The sequence below is a fragment of the Pseudoalteromonas sp. APC 3495 genome, from assembly GCF_030407645.1.
GTDB lineage: Bacteria > Pseudomonadota > Gammaproteobacteria > Enterobacterales > Alteromonadaceae > Pseudoalteromonas > Pseudoalteromonas tetraodonis.
This window is the reverse complement of sequence record NZ_JASDDA010000003.1, coordinates 63,961-90,899: the sequence shown is the minus strand read 5'-3', so window position 1 is coordinate 90,899 and position 26,939 is coordinate 63,961. Positions and strand designations below refer to the sequence as shown.

The window sequence follows — 26,939 nt, the reverse complement described above, 5'->3', positions numbered from 1 at the left end:
TTAAAACATTTGCAGTAAAGATTTAAACATTTGATCTGCCGTGCTAATTACTTTGGCATTGGCACTGTACATTTGTTGAAAATGCATTAAGTTTGCCGCCTCTTCATCAAGGTTCACCCCGCTGTAGCTATCGCGCGCAGCAATGGCGTTTTCACTTAAATTAGTAGCGGTGGTAATGCTATTTAAGTTTTGCTTACTAGTAATAGCAAGATCTCCTACTAATAACGTAAACTTATCGCCTTTTCCTGCCATTGAAGCAACAATATTAGCAATATTAGAGTTATCACCAGGTCCTGAGGTACTACTGTCTTTAAAGCCAAGTTTATCAGTGGTGATCGCAGGGTTAATCTCAATCGTCCCTAATGGGTTTAATGGATTGTATGTAAACAGTGCTTCACCGGGGTCGTTATTTAAATCAAAACCACTTTGTAATGCGCCATTCATATCATCGGCAAGGTCGGCAACTAAGCTATTTAAGGTTGCAAGGGTTGGTTTTATTACATCGTTATCAACGCTTATTAAGCCACCAAATTGACCACCAACGTTTTTATCAAGGGTGAATTCTTGACCAATAAAGTTACTCGTTACTGTTGTTCCATTTACTGAGATTGATGCCGCTTTACTCCCTACCACCAGCGGGGCACCACTTAAGGTACTAATATCAATAAAGCCATTATCTCGCTCAACAATAGATACGCCAATATGCCCTGATAACTGGTTTACTAGGCGTTCTCGATTATCTTTTAACTCTGCGGTTGATTGCTTGTTTGCTGTTGCTAATCCAATGCTACTGTTAATTTCGGCTATTTGCTTAGTAATAGAAGACACATTAAGCGCCACATTACTCATTTGTGCATTTAACTTTGTTGCTTGTCCTGCCAAAGCGCCATTAATTTGCGCAATATCTTGCATAAAGCCCTCTGCAGAGGATAAAAATTGTTGCCTGAAAGCCTGTGAATCAGGCTTGGTTGCTGCAGCATTGAGTGCATCTGTTAGGCTTGCAAGGGAGTTATTTAAGTTTAACGAGTCGGTACCAATGATTTGCTCAATAAAACCTAGATATGACTGTTTGTTTTCATAATAAGTGGTATCAGAATTAGTGCGCCAAATATCGTCATTTAAAAAGGCGTCAACAACCCGATCAACAGACGCCACCTCAACCCCGCCTAAATATACATTAGAGGTTTTAAATTGAGCTTGCTGACGCGAATAACCCTCAACGGCTGCATTCGCGACATTTTGCCCTGACACAGTCAGCGCAATATTTGCAGCATTGAGGCCGCTTAACGCGTTATTTAACATAGACATAATTAACTACCTAATCGTATTAGCATTCAATGGCTGAACAAACGCCGACCCTGCATAAATATCATAGCTTTTGGTGGGTTCAACATTTTCAGCATCTTTATGATGATCATTAGCGACCAAGGTTTGGCTATTCTTAAATGTATTTTCTATCGGGGTAATTTTCTCATCAAACTGCTTAATAATCGCTTCGGCTAAACCCAATTGATGAGTTGAGGCCAAGTGCTGCGCAGTTTGGGCGTTATGCATGTCTCTAAATTGGGCTTGCTCGTTACTATTAAAAAAACCATTGTCACCGGCCATAGTTTTGGTGGTGCTGTCCATGCTTTTTAACACGAGTTGTAAAAAAATCGCTTCAAACTGCTCTGCCGCTTGCTTTACGCCTGCTTCACTGTTGCCGGTAATATTTTCTAGGTGAGTGGGGTCTATCGCTAATGACTGAGATAATTGGGTTGATGACTCTATTTTCATGGCTATTTCCTTTAAATAACTAATAGCTCGGCTTCTAGAGCCCCAGCATTATCTAGTGCAATTAGTATCGACATTAACTCGGCTGGCGTTGCGCCAAGTGCATTTACCGCTTTTACTATCTCATCTAATGAGGTGCCTTCAGGCCACAGCAGCATATTTCTTTGTTGTTGATCTACCGTGATATCACTTGATTGTGTAGCTGTGGTTTGGCCATTTGAAAACGGCCCAGGTTGCGACACTTGCTCTTGTTCGCTAATGGTAATGGTTAAATTGCCATGATTAACAGCCGCCTGATTCACCCGTACAGTATCGTTCATTACGACAGTACCGGTGCGACTATTAAATACGATTTTAGGACGCTCAGAGCCTTGCTCTACACTAATGTCTTGTAGCATCGACATAAACGTGTTGCGACTATTGGCATCGCTTGGCGCACTGACCACTAAACGCGCCCAATTTTCAGCAGTGGCCACATCGGGTCCAAATACTTTGTTTATTGCGCGCACGACATTGCGAGCAGTTTGATAATTTGGATCTTTTAAATTAAGAATCACATCGCTTTGGCTTTCATACATAGCCGTAACACTGCGCTCAATGATGGCGCCATTGGGAATAAGCCCCGAAGTAGGCACATTGACAGTCACCGAGGAGCCACTTTTACCACTGGCATTAATACCCCCTACCACTAAGTTACCTTGTGCTAGCGCATACACTTTGCCATCAACCCCTTTTAACGGGGTCAACATTAAGCTACCACCATGTAAGCTTTTTGCATCGCCTAATGAGTTCACAGTTACATCAATGGCTTGGCCTGGGCTTCCCATTGGCGGCAACGTAGCATGTACCGCAACAGCCGCTATATTTTTTGATTTTGGTAATCGTTCTTCATCTACAGAGACACCAAATTGCTTTAGCATATTACTTAATGATTGGCCGGCAAATTTCACTTGGGCTTTATCACCCGACCCCGGTAAACCTACCACTAGTCCGTAACCTACCAGTTGGTTTTCTCGCACACCTAGCACATCAACAATATCTAGTAATGGACGTGCTTTGGCGGCTACAGTTGCAGGCGCTAATAGGCTAAAAAAGCACACTAGCATTAATAGTAAATATTTCATTAAAACCTCAGTAATCCCTTAAAACGGATTTAAGAATCGGGTAAATAAAGTGGTAAACCAACCTGGGCGATTCGCATCTGCCAAAGTGCCTTTGCCGGTATAACTTATTTGTGCCTCTGCAATACGAAGCGACGAAACACGGTTACTTACATCAATATCGCCTGGGCGAACCAACCCTTCAATTTCAATGTATTCATCACCTTGGTTGAGCTTAATTTGCTTACGCCCTTTAATAACCAGCGACCCATTAGATAAAACATGATTAACCCGTACAGTAATAGCGCCACTGAGGAAGTTTTGCTGGCTGGCACTGCTTTCACCGTCAAACTTAGCACTCGAGCCTATACCCAAATTAAAATCAGCTACATTGAGTGCACCAGCTACTGGCACCGAAACATCCAAGTCGGTACTTTTATCTAAACTCGAATCGGCACTTTTACTCGATTGCGTACGCTCGTTAAGCACCACAGTTAAAATATCGCCAACCCGGTAAGCACGTTTATCTGCATACAAAGAAAACATATAGTTATCTTGAAATAAGCTACCATCTTGCTGATTCAAACCCTGTGCATAGGCATCTTGGCTTATTTCATAGTCTTGAACTGATTTTTGAGTGGTATTTTGTGGGCATTTCACTTCCCCATACACCACTTCACATTCCACCATTTGGGTTTTTGATGGAGTGTTGCTGCAACCAGCAACACCTAAAAGCAGCAAAAATAATGTTAACTTATTCATCATAATCATACGTTTTGGTTTATAAAGCGCAGCATTTCATCTGCCGCAGAGACTACTTTAGCGTTCATCTCGTAAGCGCGCTGTACGGCAATCATGCTCACCATTTCATCAACGACGCTCACGTTTGAGCCTTCAATAGTAAATTGTTGTAAGCCCCCAAAAGCATCTTCGCCAGGGATACCCTCAACAGGTTCACCGGATGCCGCTGTTTCGCGGTACAAGTTGCCACCTAAACTTTGTAAGCCTGCAGGGTTTGCAAAGTTAACCGTTAACATTTGACCTAACTCTACCGCTTGCGCATCTTTACCCACTACCGCAGTAACGGTGCCATCGGTGCCAATACTCACTTTAGTGGTGCCCTCTGGCAGCGCAATATTTTGTGCCAATGGTAAGCCGTTGCTGTTTACCAGTAATGACTCAGAGTTAAGCTGAAACTGACCGTTACGGGTAAATAATAACTCGCCGTCAGGGCTTTCAATTTGAAAGAAACCTTGCCCAGCAATGGCCACATCTAACTGATTACTGGTTGTTTCAAAACTGCCTTCAGTAAATTGCTTTTGCGTGCCGTTAATACGCACACCGGTTCCCACCTGAATCCCAGATGGCAGCTGATTAAGCTCATCTACCTGCGCGCCAGGTTGTTTTTGTACTTGGTAAAATAAGTCTTCAAATACCGCTCTGTCTTTTTTAAAACCGGCAGTGCTCACGTTCGCGAGGTTATTAGATATTGTTGTCATTCTTAAATCTTGCGCTGCAAGACCAGTTTTACTCACCCATAATGCTGAATTCATGTTTGGCTTCCTGTTTATCCACGTCCACTGATGAGCTTATTACCGCTGGTCGCTAATTCGTCAGCAGACTTCATCATTTTTACGTTCATTTCAAATTGGCGACTGATATTCATGGTTTTGATCATTTCAGCCACGGCATTCACATTAGAGCCTTCTAAAGCACCAGTTCTTACTGTGATTGTTTCGTCGGCCTCAAGAGGCTGTAAATCGTTAGCTCTGAGTAAGCCATCAGCACCTTTAATTAAATTTGCATCGGTGCTGGCTAATTTAATTTGCGCATCTTCTGCAATTACACCGCCACCAATGGGGGTTAGGTTAATCATGCCGTTTGAGCCAATTTCAATATCACCAAACTCAGGAAGTTGAATATCGCCACCGTCACCTTGCACACGTCGGCCATTAACAGTAACAAAGCCATCGGCATCAACCACTAAATTACCCGCGCGGGTATAAGCCGGTTCGCCATTGTCATCCATCACTTCTAAATAACCGCCATTGCTCAGCGCTATATCAAGGTTACGGCCAGTGTCCATGATTGGCCCTGACGATAAATCAGTAGTTACTGGCGTTAGTTGCGCGTGGTAACGAGTACGAAACCCCTCGCCTTGTACCATCATTGATTGCGCTTGCTCTAAGTCGGCTTTAAAGCCCACCGTACTAACATTTGCTAGGTTATTTGCAGCAACACGTAAGGCGGTATTATTAAGTTCAGCACCCGAGACGGCGGTATAAATTAACTTTTCCACGCTCAGCTTCCTTAGGTGTTACTAAATAAAATTTGCATCATTTCATCAGCGCTGCTGATGGTTTTAGCATTGGCTTGGTAATTTTGTTGAAATGACATTAAGCCAACCAGCTGCTCACTAATATCAACATTTGAGCCCATAAATGAACCCGATAGCAATTTACCCAAAGAGCCACTTTCTGGCTCGCCGTAGAGTGCAGAGCCAGACTCTTCAGTTTGATACCACACGGTATTGCTGCCTTGCTCTAAACCATCAACGTTCGCAAACGAGGCAAGTACAACTTGGCCTTGTAATTTAGATTCACCGTTAGTAAATGTCGCAAATACACGGCCATCGTCTTCAACTTTCACACCAGAGAACGCTCCTGAGGTATAGCCGTTGGCATCATTTTCGTTAACACTGAAACTTGAACCAAACTGCGTAGTGCCATCGAATTTAAGTGCGATATTTAATGCTGCAGCACCACTGGTTATTTCTGCATTACCTGGTGTTGAAGTAATAGGCACTTCTAAATCAACCGCCGTTAAATCGCCTGAAAACGGCACCATTTGGCCATCGGTATCAAAGTTAAGTGTAATGGTACCGGCGTTAATTGAACCACCCGCACCATCATCAATAGCTTGAGTACCTGTCGTAGCACCAAGCGCTGAGAGCTGACCTTGAGTAAGGGGTTTACCATCTAAGAAAAACATCGCTTGCCATTCGTTACTACCCGTATGGTTAAAGTACTGGGTCATCACATGGCTATTACCTAATGAGTCGAACACTTCGGTAGATTGAGAAAAGTTATATTGGCTACCATCTTTAGGATCAAATACCGCAGGAGCTGTTGGATAAGCAATCACGTCGCTAGAAGAACTTAAGTTACCGTTAAAATTAATGTTTGTACTAGCTTGCGCTTCTATGTTTGAGGCTTCAATTTTTAAATCGGTTAATACACCCGGTACAATTGTCGGATCACCACCATCAACTTGAGACACGCCAAAGCCTTGCAGTTTGCCGCCGTTGGCATTAACAACATTTAAGTCGTTATCTAACTGAAACTGGCCAGCTTGGGTGTAAGCCGTTCGGCCGTTTTCTGATATGGCAAAAAACCCTTGGCCATCAATAGCAATATCCAGCGCATTACCAGTGCGCACAATTTCACCACCGGTAACAAAATCTTCTTTAACATTGGCAACTTTTACACCACCGCGTTGGCTACCGTTATAAACCGCGGCAAATTCTGCAGTGTTATTTTTATAACCAGCAGTACCCGAGTTAGCAATATTATTACTGGTTACTTCTAATCCTGCTTGGGTACTTTTAAGACCACTTAATCCTATATTGAACATAGACATATTATTTATTCCTCTTATTTATGCCACTTGATTAATTTCAGTGATACCAAAATTACCCAAACCATCGACTTGCAATAAAATATCTTCTAACGACTTACCTACAGAAACACGCTCAACCTCACCGCTTAACCAAGTATCAAGCTGCTTTGGCACCTCGGCTGTAGTGGCATACGCTCTGACTGCATACGCACCGGCTTCTTGGTTTTCAAATTCAAAACGCAGCGAACCGACTCCTGAATAAGGCAGTTGTTTTTCTTCAACTAACTCACCATCTTGGTTATAAAGTTGTACAGTGACAGAGTCTGCGGCTTCACCTAAATTAACCATGCCTGAGACACTGCCATCTTGCTCAAGGGCAATACTGCTTGCTTGCACATCAACCGTTTGACCAACCATATTAGTGGCTTCAAGCACCGCTAAGCTGCTGACATAATCCAAGCCATCGGCGGTGTTTTGGCGAATGCTTTGTAACGACTCAACATTCGAAAACTCTGCAAGCTGGCTTACATACTGAGTGCCGTCCATAGGTTGTAATGGATTTTGATTACTAATTTGCGCAACGAGTAACTCTAAAAACATGGTCGACATTTCATCTGCAGAACTATTACCGGCAATATTCGTGGTGTTTTTTGTGGCGTCTGCAGCGCTTGGAACGGCTGAATTAACTTGCATAATATTATTGCCCTAACTTAAGAATGCTTTGCTGCATGCTATTTACACGCCCCATTACTTCAACAGATGTTTGATAGCTGCGACTTGCAGACATCATGTCTGCCATTTCTTCGAGTGCATTTACGTTGGAGTAAAATACATAACCATCGTTGTTAGCTATTGGGTTGTTTGGCTCGTAGCGCTGCTCTACCGCTCGGTTTGACTCAGTGATCCCTAGTACATCAACCGAGGCTGAAATTGATTGGCTGTCTTGAGTTTGTTTGTACAAAGCAGAAAATACCGGTTTAAGTGCCTTGTAAGCGTCGGCTTCTGAACCGGCTGCGGTATCGGCATTCGCTAAGTTAGATGCAATGGTATCGAGGCGAATAACTTGAGCGCGCATGGCGCTGCCGCTAGCGTCATAAATTGAATTAAAAGACATTATGATTTCCCTGAAATAACTTTATGTAAGCCATTTATTTTCATATTTAAAAAGGTCAAACTGGTTTGAAAATCCATACTGTTGCTAGCAAATTTTGCTTGCTCAATATTTAACTCAACAGTATTACCATCACTTGATGGTTGATAAGGAACGCGATATTTAAGTTCATCTGTTTGTACGCCAGCAAAATCAACATCTCTGTTTTGCGAAAAACTGGATGAAACACTTTGCATAATTTGACGGTAATCTACATCTCGAGATTTAAACCCTGGCGTGTCAACATTAGCCAAGTTACTGGCAATGATTTCTGCTCTGTCTAACCTTAATTTCATTGAAAAAGGGTGAACACCTAACGCTTTATCAAATAGTTCCATTGTTGCCTCTAATTTTTGTTTCTTGTATGCTTTCGCGCTTCGCATACACTTTCTACCTTGTGTATAACAACCTTTATGCCAACTTTTAAAAGTATATTTTTTCAATGACTTATATAAAAAAAGAGCAAAAAACAGCCCAACATACGGAAGCTAAACTTCCCCAAGGGAAGCGTTGGTTTTTCCGCTTGCTTTTAACTATTGGACTACTGCCAGCTCATGCTATGGCCACCCCCATTAATTTTGATAAAGAAATTCAGCAGTTTTTGCACAGTGAAATTAAGAGCTATTTGCGCTCGGTTAATTCGCAAAGTCAGCGACAAGATATAGAATTATTTATTCCTAAAGGCAGCGAAAATTTAAGCTGTGATGAATTGCAAATCACTCGCTCACAAAGTCACACGCCACCCGCAGGCAGAGTAAGTGTTTCTGTATCTTGCCCATCGCCTGCTTGGCGCTTTAGAGCCAGCGCCAAAGTAAGTGTGTGGATAAACCTAGTAGCTGCTAAGCACACTTTAAACCGAGGTAAAGTGCTTAATAAGCAAGACTTAGAATATAAAAGCGTGGATTTAGGCAAGCACCGCCATCAAGGCGAAACAGGTATTGACCAGCTCGTTGGATTCACCGTTAAACGCGAGATTGATAAAGGCACGGTGATCTCCAACCGGTACCTAGAAAAGCAGTATTTAATCAATAAAAATGAGCATATTTCACTGCAAATAACGACCGCAACTTTCTCAGCTAATGTTAAAGCTATTGCCCTTGAAGATGGTCAACTTGGTGAGGTTATTAATGTAAAAAATTTATCATCAAAAAAAGTTGTTCAAGGCAGAGTAATTGCGCAAGGTGTGGCAGAGGCGGCGTTTTAAAAAATGTCGAAATAAAAGTTAAGTAATGCTTGTACTTGGTCGCTGATATAAACTAAGCAATATAAATTCGATAAACGAATTAGGTAACAAACAATGAATATAAGCGCAATAACGACCACTGCGGTTGAGCAAAGTCAAAAAACAAACCAGCGTTCATCACTGGATGCAAAACCAGAGCAACAAACTGTAGCGGCTAAACAAGAGCAAGTAAATTCAGTGAGTGCATTAAGTAAATCAATAGACTCAACATTTCAAGATTTAGCTGCAAAGCCAGACGTTGATATGGATAAAGTAGCCCAAATGAAAGCGGCAATTGCCAGTGGTGAATTTAAAATTAATATTGATGAAACCGTTAACGCTATGGTTGAACTTCATAAAAAATGAAAACTGTAAAAGAGTATATTGTAAGTCTGCAACAAGACATTACTAAGCTAGACGCATTAATTGAATTACTTGAAACGCAATACGAATTGCTAAGCCAACGTAATGTGCAGCTAGAAACACACAATAAAAAAATGCTTGGCTTTTTAGAAAGCTTAAATGAATCGCATAACCAGCGCGATGGCTTTTTGGTGAGTTTAGGCCTGCAAGGTGGCAAAGAAGGCTTAGCACAATTAACCGCGTTGCTGCCTGCTGATATAAACTCGCTCACCACAAAATTATTACACCAACTTGAGCTAAAAACCAAAACCTGCAAAATAATGAATGAACGCTCAGGGCAATTACTGTCAAGCCAACGTCGGTTGTTACAGCGTTTAACTGGCGGTGAAAACAAACAAGCGTACCCAGAAATGCCTTTATAAATACGTTACATAAAGGCTTTTTCTTGTTTAGTCACTTTACGCCATATTTTTACTTTACTCCTATTATTACCTTTCAAAATCCTATCTTGAGTCCAAAAATAGTCGTTCCGTTAAAGCTTAGTATTGTTAGCTTTTGTGCAACTTTGCGGCTAATTGTATTTATAATAAGCAAATAGCGGCTAACGCCACCTTTATTAGACTAAAGAATGATTGCTGCTGAACCTGCTGATTTTATGACCTTTTTGCTATTCTGCATGGCAAGATCACACTGTAAAAACAAAAACATAAGACATTGAATTTAAATATCTTTTAGATTTAACAAGCCAGTTACAACACATCCCTTTGCCATTTTTGTTAACACTTACAAAGCGTTAAACTGGGCTATGCACGACCTTTTGCCTAATTACAATCTGTAGCAAGCTGTTTTACCCTGCGCACTCAATGTTCATTTGCTTTGTAAAAGCTGTATTTTTATTTTGAGTTAGCAACTAAGTTGCAGGAGAAGTCATGACCACCAAGCCGCTAGATGATAATTCATCTGATGCTATACCAGGAGCGGATACTCAAACCGTGTCCGATAGCTATGAAAATCTTCATAAGCCCAGCTCTGAGTTTGAAAGCCGCGACGCTTACCTAGAGCACGAACTGCAAATTATGCAGCCAAAACGCTGGCGTCCAAATTTACCATTTAGAGATTATCGCTTTGAATTTGAAGACACCATTCCTGCGATGGCCGCTACTATAGGGAAAGTAGTCATGGTTGCAGCCATTGCTGCCACGTTTGCAGGCCCTTTGGGTTTAAGTGATGGCTTTGTACTTGAAAACGTACGCTACGAACTTTTAATTGTTTCGCTATTTATTTTACTATTTTCGGGCTTTATTTTACCGACCGCTAACTTAGCGGGTACTCATGGCCCACTCATTCCATTAATTCCTATTGTAGTTGCCGCAGGCGGACACCCTATGGCCTTTGGTTTACTCATAGGTGCCTTTGGATTGATATTAGCATTTAGTAAAGGCGGCAGCCTCATGGCCAAGCTCACCAGTAAAGGGGTGTGTGGTGGCCTACTCCTCTATTTAGGCTTTGTGGGTACCATTTCACAAGTTAAAAAGCTGTTTGCATGGGCTGAAGAAATTCAAATGACCCATATTGCTTTTATCGTAATCTTAGCCACAATTTTACTTTATGCTTTATTGGAGCATTACAAAAAACGCTGGTTAGCCGTGCCACTGAGCTGTTTAATTGGTGGTTTTACTGCTTTTGCATTGGGCGCACCGTTTGAGTTTCATACAGCTCCAGGCTTACCAAACATGAACCCTATGTACTGGTGGGGGGAAAACACTGGTTGGATGCTTGGTTTACCAACCGCTGAAAGCTTTGTAGTTGTACTTCCTTTTGCAGTTTTAGCGGTTGCTATGTGGTCGCCTGACTTTTTAGGCCATCAAGTATTTCAAAAAATTAGTTACCCAGAGCGTACTGAAAAAGTACAAATGAATATTGACGATACCATGCTTAGCGCATCAACAAGACAAACCTTTGGCTCGCTATTAGGCGGTGCTAACTTTGCATCATCTTGGGGCACTTACATTGTTCCTGCTGCTATTGCAAAACGCCCTATTCCTGCAGGCGCTATTTTAACTGCGTTATTTTGTATTATCGCGGGTGTTTGGGGCTATCCAATGGACTTAGCTATTTGGCAGCCAGTATTATGTGTTGCCTTAATTGTAGGGGTGTTTATTCCACTACTTGAAGCGGGTATGGAAATGACCCGTGAAGGTAAAACCACGCAGTCGGCAGCTATTGTGGTGTTTGCCTCAAGCTTAGTAAACCCTGCATTTGGTTGGTCACTGACTATGCTTTTGGATAACTTGGGCCTTATTGGCTGTAAAGAAAGAAGTGCTGATTTATCACGAATGAGCCGCTGGATCATCCCACTTATTATGTTTGTGTTATTAACCGGTGTAATGGCACTGGTAGGTATGCTGCCAGGCATTCCTGCGCTAATGCCAAGCTTTAGACATTAATTCCTTTATTAAACACCAAAGCGAGCTTTAATAGCTCGCTTTTTTTGTACTTATAAAAACCAGCACAGTGTACTTGCAATAATCCCCCTTGAAGTAACAGCCCCTGAAGTCACAGTCCCTGCAATAATTACAAGCCACCCTGCAGAATTTTTATAAAGCTCGCCACCAGCTAAAAGACTTTACGCATCAAAAAACCATAAGCAGTTGATATATAAATGAAATTAAAAGTTTTATTTTCTGGTATAGCCTTTGCAACTTTATAAGTGAACGTTAAAAATCATTTTATTAGTAACGCTTTTAAAATGAAAAATCATCACTCTTAATAAGGAGCTAATTATGAATAGCGATCGTATCGAAGGAAACTGGAAAGAACTTAAAGGTAAAGCGCAGCAAAAATGGGGCGATCTTACCAACGATGATTTAGATAAAATTGAAGGTAGCCGTACCGAGCTTGTTGGTAAAATTCAGCAAAAATACGGTAAATCGAAAGAGGAAGCCGAGCGCGAAGTAAATGACTTTGAGAAAGGCCATTAAAATAAAGCGTGTTAACAGCTTTACTTGCTAATAAAAAACCGCCAATTGGCGGTTTTTTGTATACCTTAATTCTAGGAAGGTTTTGCTAATGCTAGCGCTTCGCCAGCAAGTGCAAAAATATTTTTAAGCATTAATTGCAAAATATGCCTAATAGAAGCGTAAGTAAAAGAAATCACCTGAAATGGATAGCCACAAAATGTCAGCATATGCCCTAAAATCCCTTTTACATCTTTAGTACAATTTTTAGAAAAATCAATGCTATCAGCTAATGCTTTAGCTATCTGATCGTATACTGTGAGAGCGTTCGAAAAATGATTTTGTATCGCATATAATTTACCAGTCTCACGTAAATGAGTAATTAAAGCTGCACCAATTTTCCGAGCCCATTTAGAGGTGCGGCTACATTCGAGTCGTCTATCATAATCAAGCCTTACCTCTTCTTGAATTCGTTTTTCCATTCCCTTGTTAATAGCAGAATAACTTTTGAAGTTGCTAGCTGTATGCAAATATCCTGGCGTATCCTTAGTCATACTATGTGCTTTTGGAGTAATAGTGGCAGCACCGTGTAAAATATATTCTTGCTCCGTATGCATAAATGGCCACACAGGCACTAAAGGAACTGGGTCGGCTGCATGTACACAACGATAAATGCTATTATCTGTTGCGGACTCAGTTTTTACTGCAAAACTATTATAACCAACTCGCGGCGCACCAAAAGTATATAATTTTACATTCGCTCCAAAACGTTGCTTTAACCAGTTAGCAGCTAAGTTTGCTAAAGCACCACCTAAACTATGACCTACAACATGAATGTTTAATTTTTTCTTAGTGCTTTGTTTAAAATACAGCTCTAACTGATTTTTGAAAGAGTTAAATGTATGGTTGAAGCCTGCATGTACAGGTTGATTATTACTACAAGTACTTAAACCACAATGTAAGTCAGTAACAACATCACGTATTTTTGCCGTGCCACGTAAAGCTAAAACATAATCATCTTCATATGCACCCTTCTTACCTTTTGCAATACAGCCAAAATTGGTCGAGTGATTAAAAACTCGCTCAAGAATAGAACCACTTACACCTTTTATAGATTCTGATTCGAATGAAAATAAAGAGCTAATCCTTTCAAAATATGGATTAGCTCTTAAGCCTCTTTTATCAAGGCTTTCGTATGAGATAGCAGCAAAGTTAGCAGCTATTGCAGGGCTTAAAACATTCATCAATATTTCCTTATAATTTAGGTTTTGTTTTATTAATTTTCATCCGTTTCAATTTCTGAAAGGTCAAAATAAGCATTTTTTTCCACTACTTCAAAATCATCAGACCAACGACAGATACTTAAAGCTTCAAATTTATAGCCTTCAGTTTTTTTATTCTCAAATTTAAAAAGAACCTTTTCATCAGTGGTATCGGCTATTAATTGCCTTAATTTTTTTGCATATTCCTCTCGGTATTTAGCGCCTGACAATCTGGAACCCCAAAGGCAATATTCTTCATGATTGTAGGATAAATAAATAGCTTGAGAAGTAAAAATCTCAGCAAGTGGGACTGCTGGTTGATTAGAACGGATATTAATTTCAGGTAGTAAGAAACTTCCGTTCTTATCGGTGTAAGTGAAATCTTCAGCACATTTGCCATCAGAAAAATTTAATACTCTGTCTATTCTCACATTAGATAAAGGCTTGCCCTTTTCACTAACTTGGCCTTTCACCTCAGGGCACAAGTGCACTTTGTAAGCACCAATATGATTACCAAACTTTTTAAGTGTCGTTAAAAATGACATAAACAAGAAGCCTTAAAAATAGGCCGTGAACATTTTGTGGAGGGTTGCTACATGATTCCCTATAAGCTTAAATATTCACATGCCTTTGTAAATAGACCTCATATGATAAACAAGCCTATATAAAATACAATAATTAAAGCTTCAGATGTATAGGTTAAAGGAAGTTAAGCCGAGCGCGAAGTAAATGACTTTGAGAAAGGTCATTAATATAAGCGTGTTAACAGCTTTACTTGCTAATAAAAAACCGCCAATTGGCGGTTTTTTTGTTATCTCAAGCTTAACTATTTTGCCAGTGCTAACTTCACTGCTGCCTCGGCATGTATTTTGGTGGTGTCGTAAAGCGGAACCTGCGTATGTTGTGACTTTACCAACAAGGCGATTTCAGTACAGCCTAAAATGATGGCCTGCGCGCCTTGTGCAAATAATCGCTCTATAATGCGTATATAATCAGCTCGCGAATCGTCATCAATAATCCCTTGGCATAACTGCGAATAAATAACCTCGTGCACTCGCTTTCGCTCATTAGGCTCAGGTATTAATACCTCAATGTTATGCTTATTAGTTAAACGCTCTTTGTAAAAGTTTTGCTCCATTGTAAATTGCGTTCCCAACAACCCTACTCGCGTAATGTTATCGTGCTTTAGTTGCTCAGCGGTGGCATCGGCAATATGCAAAATAGGAATAGTAATATTACTGGCAATCTCATCGGCCACTTTATGCATAGTGTTGGTACAAATAAGTAAAAACTCGGCACCACCAGCCTCTACAGATTTAGCTGCCTTGGTGAGTAACTTAGCTGTTTGTTGCCAATCACCTTGATGCTGTAGCGCTTCAATTTTTGCAAAATCGACGCTCACCATACAAATTTTGGCACTATGTAGTCCACCCAATGAGTTTTTAACGCCTTCGTTTAAAACTTTGTAATAGCTGGCTGTTGACTCCCAACTCATACCTCCGAGCATGCCGATTGTTTTCATAGCTAGTTCCCTCTCTCGATCGCAGTTTACGTTTCACAGTAAGTTAAAAATAGCCGCTCTTCACTAGAAACTTAATTAGCTTTATTAACTGCACTTATCACAGCGTCAGACAATAACAACTTATCGTCTTTATATACTTCAAGCCAACCTGGTGGTGAGGTATCACAACCAATTACAGTTACTTGCAATACGTAACTGTAACGTCCGTTTTTAAACGTATAGTGATGATTGCCGCCACTACCTTCAAAGGTAATATCACCATTAATTAAAACGATATCAGGCTTATCGCTTGGGCTTTTATCAATGCTCCACGACGCATAACGGAAGTTTCCATCGCCTAAATCATCAACACGAACTCGGTATTTTGCTGTGTCCCAATCGAGTATTGGTTTTTGAAAGGTTTTAATACTTGAATGGAGTGATTGTTTATCTTGAGAAATTAGCTTTTCAACACGCACTTGCTCAGTGGCATTTTGTGTATTCACAGAAATAATTTTGCCGTCTTTGTCTACCCACACTATGCCGTTATTGAGCATAATGCCGCGCCAACCCACTTTATCCCAATCAGTATCAATATTTGAACTGGCAATAACGCCAACAAGTTCTTCGTCAAACACTTCATCAAAGCGGGTAATAAACTCAACTTCATTTTTAATGTCGGGCAATGGATATTGCCTTTTTAGAGGGTAGCGAATATGCGCAGCAATCGCAGTTTTATCATGCATTTTAAAAGCAGTAATAACAGGTAAAACACTCTCGTGATACTTTTGCTCAAGCGCAAATGTGTTCGATGTGAAAAATAGGGATAGGCAAAGCAATATGTAATTTAGATACTTCATTAAAAAACCTTCAATTTTGACTTTCGTTATGTGCTAATACTTTGACCTAAAATCTTAAAACATACCTTTCTGTTGAGGCGCTTCTTTATGATCGGTAACTTTCGTAATAAGTTTTTCGATCTTCAAACCTTGCGGTGTTTTAGTCTGAATTATTTCCATTTCAACTATTAATAGATCCCCTTTTCCAAACCTCTCTCCCTTATCAACAGTATCAATAAACTCTCTATCAGTAATTTCTGCATAAAAACTGGACTGTCCATCAAATAATTTCCACTTATTTCCATCTTTAAAGGATGGAGATTCAATCGTTAAACCTGTAGTAATTGTATTTTTTGAAATTGGTAAATCGAAATCAAGAGGTTTAAAAAATTCAGCATCATTAGCCGAAGCTTTAGTTTGGATATCAAACTTTGAAGATTTTAACTTTACTTCGCTTAATCCTTTAACCAAAGGCTCCCTAATAAATGTATCTAACGAATTAGCAGCTTTTGGATCAGAAAGAACGTTTAGCGTTTGAATATGAAATACCTGAGTATGACCATTAGAGTTTTCGATATTAACTGTATTCGCATTACTATCTGGTGTGCACTGCTTCGGTTGATTGCCAGCTAAATGAATACATAATTTAATTGAGTCAGTAGCCAGAGTAATAAGGTCTTTGGGGGAGCTAGTACAAAATAATGCTCCAGAGGATAAACCTACCACCTGTAGTAAAAAATCAATATCAAATGATTGCCCTCTAAAACCTGAGACATCCATACATAGCGATGCATCTTTACCATAAGCTTCTGTTGTAATCACGTTCATAAATTCATCTAGTGCTAAAATATAGCGAGCAACATCTTTCGCTTTTAGCTGCCCTTTTTCAACTGCTGCACCGTAATATTCAAGAGATAGCTGATCTTCCGTAATTGTCTGCATTATAATTCCTTAATTAGAGTAACTAAAACTTAGTATTCTTTATGCTTAGTCCAAAAAATTAATACCTAGACTACACGTTCAATTCATTCAATAGTCACATCTAATGCCTATTATGTAAACAATTGAGTTATCGATATTTATTGCGATAAAAAGATACAAAAATAAAAAACGAGCCTAACTTGGCTCGTTTTTGTTTTAACTGATAGCTGACCGCTTCGCTATTTAACCACTTCGCTTTACTCCGGCTCATACCCCAAGTTAGGCGATAACCACCTTTCGGCTTCTGCGAGCGTCATATTTGTTCGCTTGGCGTAGTCTTCCACTTGGTCACGTTGTACTGCCGCTACGGCGTAGTATTTTGCTTGTGGGTGTGAAAAGTACCAACCCGACACCGCAGCACCTGGCCACATGGCGTACGAGCTGGTGAGCTGCATACCAATGCGTTTTTCAGTATCGAGTAACTGCCAAATTTTCTTTTTCTCAGTGTGCTCTGGGCACGCTGGGTAACCCGGTGCTGGGCGAATACCTTGGTAGTTTTCGCGGATTAGCTCATCGTTACCCAGGTTTTCATCCGGTGCATAACCCCAATACTCTTTACGCACTTGTTCGTGCAAGTATTCGGCAAACGCCTCAGCGAGTCTGTCGGCTACGGCTTTTACCATTATTTTATTATAGTCGTCTTGCTTGGCATCGAACGCATTGGCGAGGTCGTCCTCTTCTAAACCGCCTGTTACCGCAAACGCACCAAAGTAATCGGGTGTGCCTTTTGGCGCAATGTAATCGGCTAGGCAGTAGTTAGCAAAGTCGGTTTTTTCGGTTTGCTGACGTAAATGGCATGAGGTAGTTAATAGCTCTTTTCGCGTTTCGTCGGTGTAAATTTCTATATCATCGCCCACACGGTTTGCAGGGAATAAACCAATTACACCCAATGGCTGCAAAGTGCCTGACTTTTCAAGCTCATCGAGCATGTCGTTGGCGTCTTTAAACAAGCTTTGTGCTTGTTCACCCACTACTTCGTCGGTCATTATGCGCGGATATTTACCGGCGATTGACCAGGTCATAAAGTACGGCGTCCAGTCTATGTATTTGCGTAGAGTCGCGATTGATACATTTTTAAACTCGGTCACGCCCAGCTTTTTCGGCACGGGTGGTGTGTAGTTATCCCAATCGAGCTTTGCAGCATTATCGCGGGCGCGCTGTATGGTAACTGGTTTTGAGCGCGGCTTTTTGCGTGCTTGTTGTTCGCGTACTTTGTCGTACTCGGCGGTGGTTTTAGCTAAAAATTCTGCTTTATGCTCTTTAGAAAGTAAGTTAGACACTACACCCACAGCGCGGCTGGCGTTATTTACATACACCACGCCTTTGTCGTACTGCGGCTCTATTTTTACTGCGGTATGCGCTTTTGAGGTGGTTGCCCCACCAATCATGAGCGGTAGCTCAAAGCCTCGGCGTTTCATTTCTTTGGCTACGTGTACCATTTCATCAAGCGATGGGGTAATTAAACCTGAAAGGCCTATAATATCGGCTTTTTCGTCAATGGCGGTTTGCAGTATTTTATCTGCTGGTACCATTACCCCAAGGTCGATTACTTCGTAGTTATTACATTGTAGTACTACGCCTACGATGTTTTTACCTATGTCATGCACGTCACCTTTTACGGTAGCCATAACAATTTTACCGTTGGTGGCGCCTTCTTCTTTTTCGGCTTCAATGAATGGGTCAAGGTAGGCTACGGCTCGCTTCATCACACGAGCCGATTTAACCACTTGGGGTAAAAACATTTTACCGGCACCAAATAAATCCCCAACCACGTTCATGCCATCCATGAGTGGCCCTTCAATGACGTGAATAGGTTTATCGGCGCCAGCACGGCACTCTTCTGTATCTTCATCTATAAAGGTGGTTATGCCTTTTACAAGGGCATGCTCCAAGCGCTTCTCTACAGGCCAAGTGCGCCATTCTAAATCTTCTACCCGCTCAGCTTGTGCCATGCCTGAATATTTAGGCGCAAGTTCAACAAGGCGCTCGCCCGCACCTGAGTCGGTGTTAAGAATTACATCTTCTACGGCTTTACGAAGTTCCTCGGGGATGTCGTCGTAAACCGCAAGCTGCCCTGCGTTTACTATGCCCATATCCATACCCGCTTTTATAGCATGGTATAAAAACACCGAGTGAATCGCTTCACGTACTGGGTTATTACCTCTAAACGAAAACGATACGTTTGATACCCCACCCGACACTTTACAGTGCGGTAAGTTTTGCTTAATACGGCGGGTGCCTTCAATAAATTCTACGGCGTAGTTGTCGTGCTCTTCTATGCCGGTGGCAACGGCAAATATATTGGGATCGAATATAATGTCTTCTGGCGGAAAGCCAATTTCGTCGACTAATATTCTGTAACTACGTTCGCATATTTCGTATTTTCTATCTGCAGTATCGGCTTGGCCGTCGGTATCAAATGCCATCACAACAGCGGCGGCGCCAAAGCGTTTTATAATTTTAGCTTGGCGAATAAACGGCTCTTCACCCTCTTTTAGTGAAATGGAATTAACAATGGCCTTGCCTTGAATACACTTTAGGCCTTCTTCTATTACTTCCCATTTAGAGGAGTCGACCATTATAGGTACTTTAGAAATATCAGGCTCTGAGGCAATTAAGTTTAAAAACTTAACCATGGCCGCTTTTGAGTCCAGCATGGCTTCGTCCATGTTGATATCAATAACCTGTGCGCCATTTTCTACTTGTTCGCGGGCCACATTAAGGGCGGTCTCGTAGTCTTCTTCCATGATCAAACGTTTAAACATCGCCGAGCCAGTTACGTTAGTACGCTCGCCGACATTGGTAAATACTGCAATTTGTTGGGTCATTGGCGGCTCCTTAATTTAAGTTACAGGCTTCTAGGCCTGATAAACGCATACGCACTTCAAGCTCAGGTAATTTTCGTGGTGCTGTGCCTTCAAGCCCTTTGGCAAAGGCACGAATGTGCGCAGGCGTAGTGCCGCAGCAACCGCCAACAATATTAATAAAGCCCGATTTACCCCAATCTATGATCTCTTTTGCCATGTCGTCTGCTTCTAAGTCGTATTCTCCAAACTCATTAGGTAAGCCCGCGTTAGGGTGAACAGAGACAAAGGTTTCGCACACACGCGATAGCTCTTCAACGTATTGGCGCAGTAAATCTGGCCCAAGGGCGCAATTTAAGCCGATTGAAAGCGGCTTAATATGGCGAATAGAGTTATAAAATGCTTCGGTTGTTTGCCCTGAAAGCGTACGGCCTGAGGCATCGGTAATAGTACCTGAAATCATCACTGGCAATGTGCGCCCTGCTTGTTCAAACGCTTCTTCTACTGCGAACGAGGCGGCTTTTGCATTAAGCGTGTCGAATATGGTTTCGATTAAAATAATATCTACACCGCCCTCCATAAGCGCAAGGGTTGACTCAACATACGCAGTCACTAACTTATCAAAGGTGATATTACGATAGCCGGGGTCGTTTACATCCGGCGATAACGAACAGGTTTTAGACGTTGGCCCTAACACACCGGCTACATAGCGCGGTTTTTCTGGGGTTTTGGCGCTAAATTCATCACATGAAGCGCGGGCTAACTTAGCCGACTCTAAATTGACTTCACGGCTTATGCTCGCCATGTCGTAATCTTCCATCGAAATGGTGGTAGAGTTAAAGGTGTTAGTTTCGATAATATCGGCACCAGCGGCTAAAAAGCTGCGGTGTATATCAGTAATAATTTCTGGCTTGGTTAGGCTTAATAAATCGTTGTTGCCTTTAATAAGCACGTGCCAATCTTTAAAACGTTCACCACGGTAGTCTTGCTCTTCAAGCTTATGCGCTTGGATCATGGTTCCCATTGCACCATCTAAAATTAAAATGCGCTGTTTGAGCGCAGCGCTCAGCTCTTGATGCTTATTGTTTTGAGGATTATTCGGCATAGTTGTTAGTCCTTACGTCTTGGCTAACTAAGTTAATATCATAGGGTGTGGTTTGGTAAACGTAATAATTTAACCAGTTTGAAAACAGCAAAAACGCGTGGCTTTGCCATGTTTTAGATGGTTGCTTGCTGGCATCGTCATCAGGAAAATAGTTTTCGGGCTTTGGCGCATCAGGGCTTTTTTGTAAATCGCGCTCATATTCGGCTTTTAAACTGTCGGCATCGTATTCTGGGTGGCCGGTAATAAACACTTGGCTGCCCGATTTATTTTTAAGTAAATAAGCCCCGACTCGTTCAGAGCCCGCTAATACCACCAGCTCTTCACAGGCGTTTATTTTATTTATATCTATGTGGCCATAGCGTGAGTGCGGCACTAAAAAGGTATCGTCAAAGCCGCGGGTAAGTGCACCATGGGCAAAGTAGCATTGATGGGTAAACACCCCACACAGTTTATTTTCTTTTAAATCGCGCTTTAAATTATAACGGTGATATAAAGCCGCGTGGGCAGCCCAGCAAGAAAACAAGGTAGAGGTTACATGCTGCTCGGCCCAATCAATAATCACTTTGAATTCTTCCCAATACGCCACCTCTTCATACTCTAAATGTGCGAGCGGCGCACCGGTAATTAATAGTGCATCATAGTTGTTGTCTTTCACTTCTGAGAAATAACGATAAAAGGTATCTAAGTGTTGCTCTGAGTTACTACTGCTACGGTGCGTGTCTAGGCGCAGTAGCTCTACATTTACTTGCAGCGGAGAATTAGCCAACAAGCGAATAAACTGTACTTCGGTTTCTACTTTATTAGGCATAAGATTAAGAATAGCCAAACGCATAGGGCGTATTTCTTGCGTTTTTGCACGTGTTTTTGGCATTACAAACACGTTTTCATGACGTAAACGTGCAATAGCTGGCAATTCGTCTTCTACTGTAATTGGCATTCTTAAAGCTCCTGCTCATAAAAACCGAGAATTAATACGCTCTCATTATGAACAGAATGTGAAAAATATCAACCTCTAGATGTATAGATGTCTAAATGAAATTTATTCACGCGGTTTGTACAAATTGAATATGTACTTTAAAACAGCCCCATTCGTTGACTGTTTCACCTGTGAGCCACTACAATACAGCATTGAAATTTTTATTATTATTGAAGGCTTCTTCTATGGTTTTACCTGATAAGTTTATATTCTCGATGAGTCGAGTATCTAAGGTTGTGCCACCAAAACGCACTATCTTAAAAGATATTTCGTTGCATTTTTTCCCAGGCGCAAAAATTGGTGTGCTAGGTCTAAATGGTTCTGGTAAATCATCATTACTACGCATTATGGCAGGTGTTGATGAAGATTTTGAAGGTGAAGCTCGCCCTCAACCAGGCACTAAAATTGGTTACTTACCGCAAGAGCCTGTTTTGGACGAAAGCAAAACAGTTCGTGAAATTGTTGAAGAAGCTGTAGGTGAAGTAAAACATGCCCTTAACCGCCTTGACGAAGTGTATAACGAATACGCAATGGAAGGCGCTGACTTTGACGCACTGGCAAAAGAGCAAGGTGAATTAGAAGCGATTATTCAAGCGCATGATGGTCATAATATCGATAACGTATTAGAGCGTGCTGCCGATGCACTGCGTTTACCTGAGTGGGATGCTAAAATTGAGCACCTATCGGGTGGTGAGCGTCGTCGTGTTGCTATTTGTCGTTTGTTACTTGAAAAGCCAGACATGCTTATTCTCGATGAGCCAACTAACCACTTAGATGCTGAGTCGGTTGCCTGGTTAGAGCGCTTCTTACATGACTACGAAGGCACCGTTGTGGCAGTAACGCATGACCGTTACTTCCTTGATAATGTTGCTGGCTGGATTTTAGAGCTTGACCGTGGTGAAGGTATTCCGTGGGAAGGTAACTACTCGTCTTGGCTTGAGCAAAAAGATGCCCGCTTACAGCAAGAGCAAAAATCTGAAAAAGCACGTCAAAAATCAATTGCTCAAGAACTTGAATGGGTGCGTTCAAATCCTAAAGGTCGTCAAGCTAAATCAAAAGCGCGTATGGCACAGTTTAGCGAGCTACAACAGTCTGATTACCAAAAACGTAACGAAACCAACGAATTGTTTATTCCACCTGGCCCACGTTTAGGTGACCAAGTATTAGAAGTAAATAACTTACGTAAAAGCTTTGGCGACCGTGTTTTAATTGATGATTTAAGCTTCAGCATGCCTAAAGGCGCTATTGTGGGTATTATTGGTGCCAATGGTGCAGGTAAATCAACGCTATTTAAAATGCTAAGCGGTGAAGAGCAGCCAGATAGCGGTAATATCAGCATTGGTGAAACAGTAGAACTGGCAACTGTTGATCAGTTCCGTGGCAACATGGACGAAAGCAAAACGGTATTCCAAGAAATCTCTGATGGCCAAGATGTACTAAAAATTGGTAACTTTGAGTTCCCAAGCCGTGCTTATGTTAGCCGTTTTAACTTTAAAGGTAACGATCAACAAAAGTTTGTTAAAGACCTTTCAGGTGGTGAGCGCAACCGTTTACACCTAGCTAAGCTGTTAAAAGCAGGCGGCAACGTAGTACTACTGGATGAGCCAACCAATGACTTGGACGTTGAAACATTACGTGCCCTTGAGAATGCTATTTTAGAATTCCCTGGTTGTGTCATGTGTATCTCGCATGACCGTTGGTTCCTTGACCGTATTGCTACACACATTTTAGATTACCGTGACGAAGGCCAAATTAACTTCTTTGATGGTAACTACACTGAGTACGAAGAGTGGCTTAAAAAGACCCTTGGCGCAGAAGCTGCACAGCCCAAGCGTATTAAGTACAAAAAAATTGGCTAACAGCCACAGTGAATAAGTTAAAAGCCCTGCATTTTATGCGGGGCTTTTTTATGCGAGCTATTTTTATCTTTGAGCAAATTGGCGTGTTGAGCATTACCAGCTATGCTTATTATAAATAACAACTTTATAAGATTATTATGCAAAACCGTCGGCAATTTTCTCGTATTATGTTCTCTACAGCAGCGCAATTGGAAACGGCTAGCTCCCAGTATGCATGTACCCTATTAGATATTTCTTTACATGGTGCACTTATTACTAAAAGCGATGCCTTTACAGGCAACAAAAATGACGAAGCAATATTACGTTTTACCTTGCCACAAAGCGATATTGAAATAAAAATGCCGGTGGTTATTCGTCATATAGAAGAAAATCATATTGGTCTTAAATGTCATAACATTGATATAGACAGCATTACGCATTTAAAGCGCTTGGTTGAACTAAACCTTGCTGATGAAACATTATTACACCGTGAGCTTGAAACGCTTATTTACCAAACATAAATAGACGCACTGCGTGAAGTTGATTACCATAACCAAAAATAATTAAACGACGCAGATATGAGTTTAAATCCCAGTCTACCTTTAGTTTATCATCCTAATTACTCGTTTAGTTTTGATCCCAAACACCGCTTTGTAATGAGTAAATTTGCACAGCTACACCAGCATGTTAAAACCCTTGGGCTTGCTGGCAGCAATATCATAGAGCCACCACATGGTAGTGTTGAAGAGTTAGAAATAGTGCACTGTGAAAACTATATTCACGATTTATGGCATAACCGCCTAGATGAAAAAGCCATGCGCCGTATAGGCTTACCCTGGTCACAAGCACTAATGAACCGCACATTTACCGCACCATTAGGGACACTGCAAACCGCGCGTTTAGCACTTAAAAATGGGCTTGCGTGCCATTTAGCGGGCGGCACTCACCATGCCCATAGTGATTTTGGTTCGGGTTTTTGCATGGTGAACGATTTAGCTTTTACCGCACAAACGTTAATTCAAAATCGTGAAGTGACCAACGTACTGATTTTTGATTTAGATGTTCACCAAGGTGATGGCACCGCAGCCATGCTGGCTCATCAACCTTATGCGTTTACCTGTTCAATACATTGTGAGAAAAACTTCCCATTTAGAAAGTCCCCTAGCGATTTAGATATTGGTTTAGCCAATAATATGCAAGACGCTGAATACTTAGGTATTGTTGACGATACGCTGCAATTTTTATTACACGAGCTTAACCCAGATCTGGTTTTATATGATGCTGGGGTTGATATTTGGCAAGAGGATGGCTTAGGTAAACTGGATATTAGTTGGCAAGGAATAGAAAAGCGCGACCACATAGTGCTTAAGCGTTGCCTTGCAAATAACACCCCAGTGGCCACTGTGATTGGTGGAGGCTATGACAGAGATCATCAGCGCCTAGCAAAACGTCATGGCATTGTTATAGAGCAAGCTGCCAGTTTTTAATTATACTTTTAACTGACTCGGCGTAATACCTGTCCAACGCTTAAATGCACGGCGAAAATTAGGAATATCATAAAATGCTAAACGCATCGCGACTTCTTCATTGCCTTGCTGACACACCCCCAGTAAATAAAGCGCTTTAAGTTTGTTTTGTTCATCTTGTAATTGTGAATAACTAAAACCATGCTGTTTCAGTTTGCGCTTAAAAGTCGCCGAGCTCATAGCAAATTGCTCTGCAGTACTAACGAGATTATTGTTTGTATTGTGGTAAATGGATAGGCAAACCGCCTCAACAAAAGACAAAGATACATTTTTAGGCAATTGACTTTGCGCTATGCACTGCTGCCACCGCAATGGGCTTGACTCTGGGTTTGAGCACTTAAGTAATTGTTTATTAAAGTGCCAACGGGTGTAGGGTTGTTCAAACCGAACCCGTAAGCCTAAGTGCTGCTCATACTCTTGAATATGCCGCGGGCGCTTACAGGTAAAATCAAAATAACACTGTGGGTAGTGAACACTCACTCTTTTAAGTAAGCTAATTAACGCGGCACTATATATTTCAAAACAATAATTTTTTAATGACTCGTCCATACCGATACTCGGTTGCAAGTACAGATAAAAATCATCTTGAAAAATATGCTTACGGGTAAAAAATAAAGGCGCAATAACAGTGCGAATTTGTTGTAATTGCTTCAAAGCCATACCTAAACTTGGGCTTAAACGCACACTTTGCACCGCAGGGCTAACATCATTAACCAATTGATGACCCAGTAAAAAACCACTGTCGTTACTCTTCATTAAGGTTTTAAACTGGCTAATTAAAGCCAATAACTGCGATAAACTAAAACGCTGTGATAGGTCATATAAATCTTGCTCAAAAATACCCGTACCACGCAGCAATTTATGCAGCGGGATCCCTCGTCCTTGAGCAAGCTCCACCAGCGCAGTGATAATCCCCTCGGCGCTGAGGTATTTATCGTCTAAGCTAATATACTGCTGCACCTACAAGCGCCTTCTGTTGTTGTAATTGTTGATGTAGCTGGCTGGTTTGCTGCACTGGATCTTGCTCTAAATCCATTGCCATGGTGGCGGTTAAAATATGCTGAAACTGTGCACCTTTGCTTTTTGCGACTTTAAACGCACAGTGATTAAGCGCCGCTTTCATTTGCGCTAATAGCTCTTTGGCTTGGCTTTGGCTGGTATTCGGCATAAGTACAATAAAGCAATCACCGGCATAGCGACATAGCACATCGTTTAATCGGCAATTCATTACTAATAAATCACTAATTTCTCGTAGTAACCTATCGCCTTCACTAAAACCAAACTGCGCATTAAACTTTGCAAAATCACGAATATCAATAACACCTAAAGTGGCGGATTGCTGCTCTGTTTGGCGTTGCTGCATCAGTGAATGTAAGTAGTTAACTCGGTATAACCCTGTTACAGGACAGACTTTTTCATGCTCTCGTAGATGCGCTTCTCGACGACGCAATTGACGATTTAAAACAAATTGTTCTTGATGCCAATAATAAAGCCCAACACTGGTAAGCGACATACCAAACGGCGCTGGCAGTGATTCAAACCAAGTGAGCCATAATTGTGGTGGTTGTTTTAACCACTCATCGAGTAAATCGAGCGTGGCGGAGAACATAAACAAACCCAAACCTAGCACCAATAAGGTGGTTACTTTGCCTGGCGGACGTGAAATAAGTAATGCAACTATCCAGCTGAGAGTCATCAACACAATCCCGCCCTCACCGACAATATCGAGCCACGCAATGTCTTGCCATTGCTTAAGTTCGCCAAAATAAGTACATATTGCTACAGCCATAACTAACAATAAAATGATGGTGTTGGTTAATTTTGCATGGTTGGTAAATGGGTTATATCGCATTAGGGTGGCTTCTTTAGTCTATGTTGGTCTGCATGCTAGCTTAGTCATGCTGTGTTCGTCAGGGTCATATTG

28 protein-coding genes are annotated in these 26,939 nt (G+C 41.4%); 8 read left to right on the top strand and 20 right to left on the bottom strand.

The features are described from left to right. From flgK to flgB, 10 genes are read right to left on the bottom strand one after another with little or no spacing between them, the layout of a single operon-like run. Positions 1–1,308, bottom strand: a complete 1,308-nt coding sequence (flgK, locus tag QL984_RS01985) for a flagellar hook-associated protein FlgK (RefSeq protein ID WP_010391163.1) — start codon at positions 1,306–1,308, stop codon at positions 1–3. 6 nt (positions 1,309–1,314) lie between these two features. Then, entirely contained in the window at positions 1,315–1,776 is a 462-nt protein-coding gene (locus tag QL984_RS01980) for a rod-binding protein (RefSeq protein ID WP_013464385.1), read from the bottom strand. Positions 1,777–1,787: 11 nt separating this feature from the next. Continuing rightward, positions 1,788–2,897: a flagellar basal body P-ring protein FlgI gene (locus tag QL984_RS01975; RefSeq protein ID WP_013464384.1), complete on the bottom strand. Its 1,110-nt coding sequence runs from the start codon at positions 2,895–2,897 to the stop codon at positions 1,788–1,790. Positions 2,898–2,915: 18 nt separating this feature from the next. Next, the gene (locus QL984_RS01970; RefSeq protein ID WP_013464383.1) at positions 2,916–3,638 is read right to left on the bottom strand and encodes a flagellar basal body L-ring protein FlgH; all 723 of its coding nucleotides are present in this window, start codon (positions 3,636–3,638) and stop codon (positions 2,916–2,918) included. 2 nt (positions 3,639–3,640) lie between these two features. Beyond that, the gene (gene flgG / locus QL984_RS01965; protein ID WP_010391154.1) at positions 3,641–4,426 is read right to left on the bottom strand and encodes a flagellar basal-body rod protein FlgG; all 786 of its coding nucleotides are present in this window, start codon (positions 4,424–4,426) and stop codon (positions 3,641–3,643) included. A gap of 14 nt (positions 4,427–4,440) precedes the next feature. Continuing rightward, positions 4,441–5,172, bottom strand: a complete 732-nt coding sequence (flgF, locus tag QL984_RS01960) for a flagellar basal body rod protein FlgF (protein WP_013464382.1) — start codon at positions 5,170–5,172, stop codon at positions 4,441–4,443. Between the two features lie 11 nt (positions 5,173–5,183). After that, positions 5,184–6,512 (bottom strand): flagellar hook-basal body complex protein, encoded by a 1,329-nt coding sequence (locus tag QL984_RS01955; protein WP_013464381.1) that lies wholly within the window; start codon positions 6,510–6,512, stop codon positions 5,184–5,186. 18 nt (positions 6,513–6,530) lie between these two features. Beyond that, positions 6,531–7,184, bottom strand: coding sequence for a flagellar hook capping FlgD N-terminal domain-containing protein (locus tag QL984_RS01950; RefSeq protein WP_013464380.1), 654 nt, complete (start codon positions 7,182–7,184; stop codon positions 6,531–6,533). A 4-nt stretch (positions 7,185–7,188) separates the two neighbouring features. Continuing rightward, positions 7,189–7,605 (bottom strand): flagellar basal body rod protein FlgC, encoded by a 417-nt coding sequence (gene flgC / locus QL984_RS01945; protein ID WP_010391144.1) that lies wholly within the window; start codon positions 7,603–7,605, stop codon positions 7,189–7,191. Then, on the bottom strand, positions 7,605–8,024 hold the full coding sequence (flgB, locus tag QL984_RS01940; protein WP_081745136.1) for a flagellar basal body rod protein FlgB: 420 nt from the start codon (positions 8,022–8,024) through the stop codon (positions 7,605–7,607). Before flgB ends, flgC begins: the two co-directional genes overlap by 1 nt. Before the next feature lie 59 nt (positions 8,025–8,083). On the opposite strand from flgB, the gene flgA reads away from it, so the two are divergent. The 5 genes from flgA (at position 8,084) to QL984_RS01915 (ending at position 12,207) form a co-directional block, all read left to right on the top strand. Continuing rightward, on the top strand, positions 8,084–8,845 hold the full coding sequence (flgA, locus tag QL984_RS01935; RefSeq protein ID WP_013464378.1) for a flagellar basal body P-ring formation chaperone FlgA: 762 nt from the start codon (positions 8,084–8,086) through the stop codon (positions 8,843–8,845). 93 nt (positions 8,846–8,938) lie between these two features. After that, positions 8,939–9,229, top strand: a complete 291-nt coding sequence (gene flgM, locus QL984_RS01930; protein ID WP_096038281.1) for a flagellar biosynthesis anti-sigma factor FlgM — start codon at positions 8,939–8,941, stop codon at positions 9,227–9,229. Further along, positions 9,226–9,648: a flagellar export chaperone FlgN gene (gene flgN, locus QL984_RS01925; protein ID WP_013464376.1), complete on the top strand. Its 423-nt coding sequence runs from the start codon at positions 9,226–9,228 to the stop codon at positions 9,646–9,648. The genes flgM and flgN overlap by 4 nt, the downstream gene beginning before the upstream one ends. Positions 9,649–10,155: 507 nt before the next feature. Further along, the gene (locus QL984_RS01920; RefSeq protein WP_013464375.1) at positions 10,156–11,673 is read left to right on the top strand and encodes a DUF3360 family protein; all 1,518 of its coding nucleotides are present in this window, start codon (positions 10,156–10,158) and stop codon (positions 11,671–11,673) included. Between the two features lie 336 nt (positions 11,674–12,009). Continuing rightward, positions 12,010–12,207 (top strand): CsbD family protein, encoded by a 198-nt coding sequence (locus QL984_RS01915; RefSeq protein WP_010391132.1) that lies wholly within the window; start codon positions 12,010–12,012, stop codon positions 12,205–12,207. A 71-nt stretch (positions 12,208–12,278) separates the two neighbouring features. On the opposite strand, the gene QL984_RS01910 is transcribed toward QL984_RS01915, so the two are convergent. From QL984_RS01910 to metA, 8 genes are all read right to left on the bottom strand, one after another. Further along, positions 12,279–13,427 (bottom strand): lipase family protein, encoded by a 1,149-nt coding sequence (locus QL984_RS01910; protein ID WP_013464374.1) that lies wholly within the window; start codon positions 13,425–13,427, stop codon positions 12,279–12,281. 32 nt (positions 13,428–13,459) lie between these two features. After that, entirely contained in the window at positions 13,460–13,990 is a 531-nt protein-coding gene (locus tag QL984_RS01905; protein ID WP_013464373.1) for a DUF6795 domain-containing protein, read from the bottom strand. 281 nt (positions 13,991–14,271) lie between these two features. Then, positions 14,272–14,967, bottom strand: coding sequence for an aspartate/glutamate racemase family protein (locus tag QL984_RS01900; RefSeq protein WP_013464372.1), 696 nt, complete (start codon positions 14,965–14,967; stop codon positions 14,272–14,274). A 71-nt stretch (positions 14,968–15,038) separates the two neighbouring features. Continuing rightward, positions 15,039–15,806: a hypothetical protein gene (locus QL984_RS01895; protein WP_096038280.1), complete on the bottom strand. Its 768-nt coding sequence runs from the start codon at positions 15,804–15,806 to the stop codon at positions 15,039–15,041. 54 nt (positions 15,807–15,860) lie between these two features. Further along, a complete protein-coding gene (locus QL984_RS01890; RefSeq protein ID WP_013464370.1) occupies positions 15,861–16,727 on the bottom strand; it encodes a hypothetical protein in 867 nt (288 codons plus the stop codon). A gap of 236 nt (positions 16,728–16,963) precedes the next feature. Next, positions 16,964–19,594: a methionine synthase gene (gene metH / locus QL984_RS01885; RefSeq protein WP_096038279.1), complete on the bottom strand. Its 2,631-nt coding sequence runs from the start codon at positions 19,592–19,594 to the stop codon at positions 16,964–16,966. 10 nt (positions 19,595–19,604) lie between these two features. Beyond that, positions 19,605–20,675 carry a homocysteine S-methyltransferase family protein gene (locus QL984_RS01880; RefSeq protein ID WP_016899386.1) on the bottom strand — a complete coding sequence of 357 codons (1,071 nt, stop codon included), beginning with the start codon at positions 20,673–20,675 and terminating at the stop codon, positions 19,605–19,607. Continuing rightward, entirely contained in the window at positions 20,665–21,612 is a 948-nt protein-coding gene (metA, locus tag QL984_RS01875; protein ID WP_016899385.1) for a homoserine O-succinyltransferase, read from the bottom strand. Before metA ends, QL984_RS01880 begins: the two co-directional genes overlap by 11 nt. Before the next feature lie 224 nt (positions 21,613–21,836). Here metA and ettA point away from each other — a divergent pair, with 224 nt between their 5' ends. The 3 genes from ettA (at position 21,837) to QL984_RS01860 (ending at position 24,976) form a co-directional block, all read left to right on the top strand. After that, entirely contained in the window at positions 21,837–23,510 is a 1,674-nt protein-coding gene (ettA, locus tag QL984_RS01870) for an energy-dependent translational throttle protein EttA (RefSeq protein WP_024601901.1), read from the top strand. Between the two features lie 137 nt (positions 23,511–23,647). Next, positions 23,648–24,010, top strand: a complete 363-nt coding sequence (locus tag QL984_RS01865; RefSeq protein ID WP_013464365.1) for a PilZ domain-containing protein — start codon at positions 23,648–23,650, stop codon at positions 24,008–24,010. Between the two features lie 57 nt (positions 24,011–24,067). Then, positions 24,068–24,976, top strand: a complete 909-nt coding sequence (locus QL984_RS01860) for a histone deacetylase (protein WP_290171946.1) — start codon at positions 24,068–24,070, stop codon at positions 24,974–24,976. Here the strand turns inward: QL984_RS01860 and QL984_RS01855 are convergent, their stop codons facing one another. Together QL984_RS01855 and QL984_RS01850 are read right to left on the bottom strand one after the other, a co-directional pair. Next, entirely contained in the window at positions 24,977–25,975 is a 999-nt protein-coding gene (locus tag QL984_RS01855) for an AraC family transcriptional regulator (RefSeq protein ID WP_138764142.1), read from the bottom strand. Next, positions 25,959–26,867 carry a GGDEF domain-containing protein gene (locus tag QL984_RS01850; RefSeq protein WP_013464361.1) on the bottom strand — a complete coding sequence of 303 codons (909 nt, stop codon included), beginning with the start codon at positions 26,865–26,867 and terminating at the stop codon, positions 25,959–25,961. The genes QL984_RS01855 and QL984_RS01850 overlap by 17 nt, the downstream gene beginning before the upstream one ends. Positions 26,868–26,939: the final 72 nt, after the last annotated feature.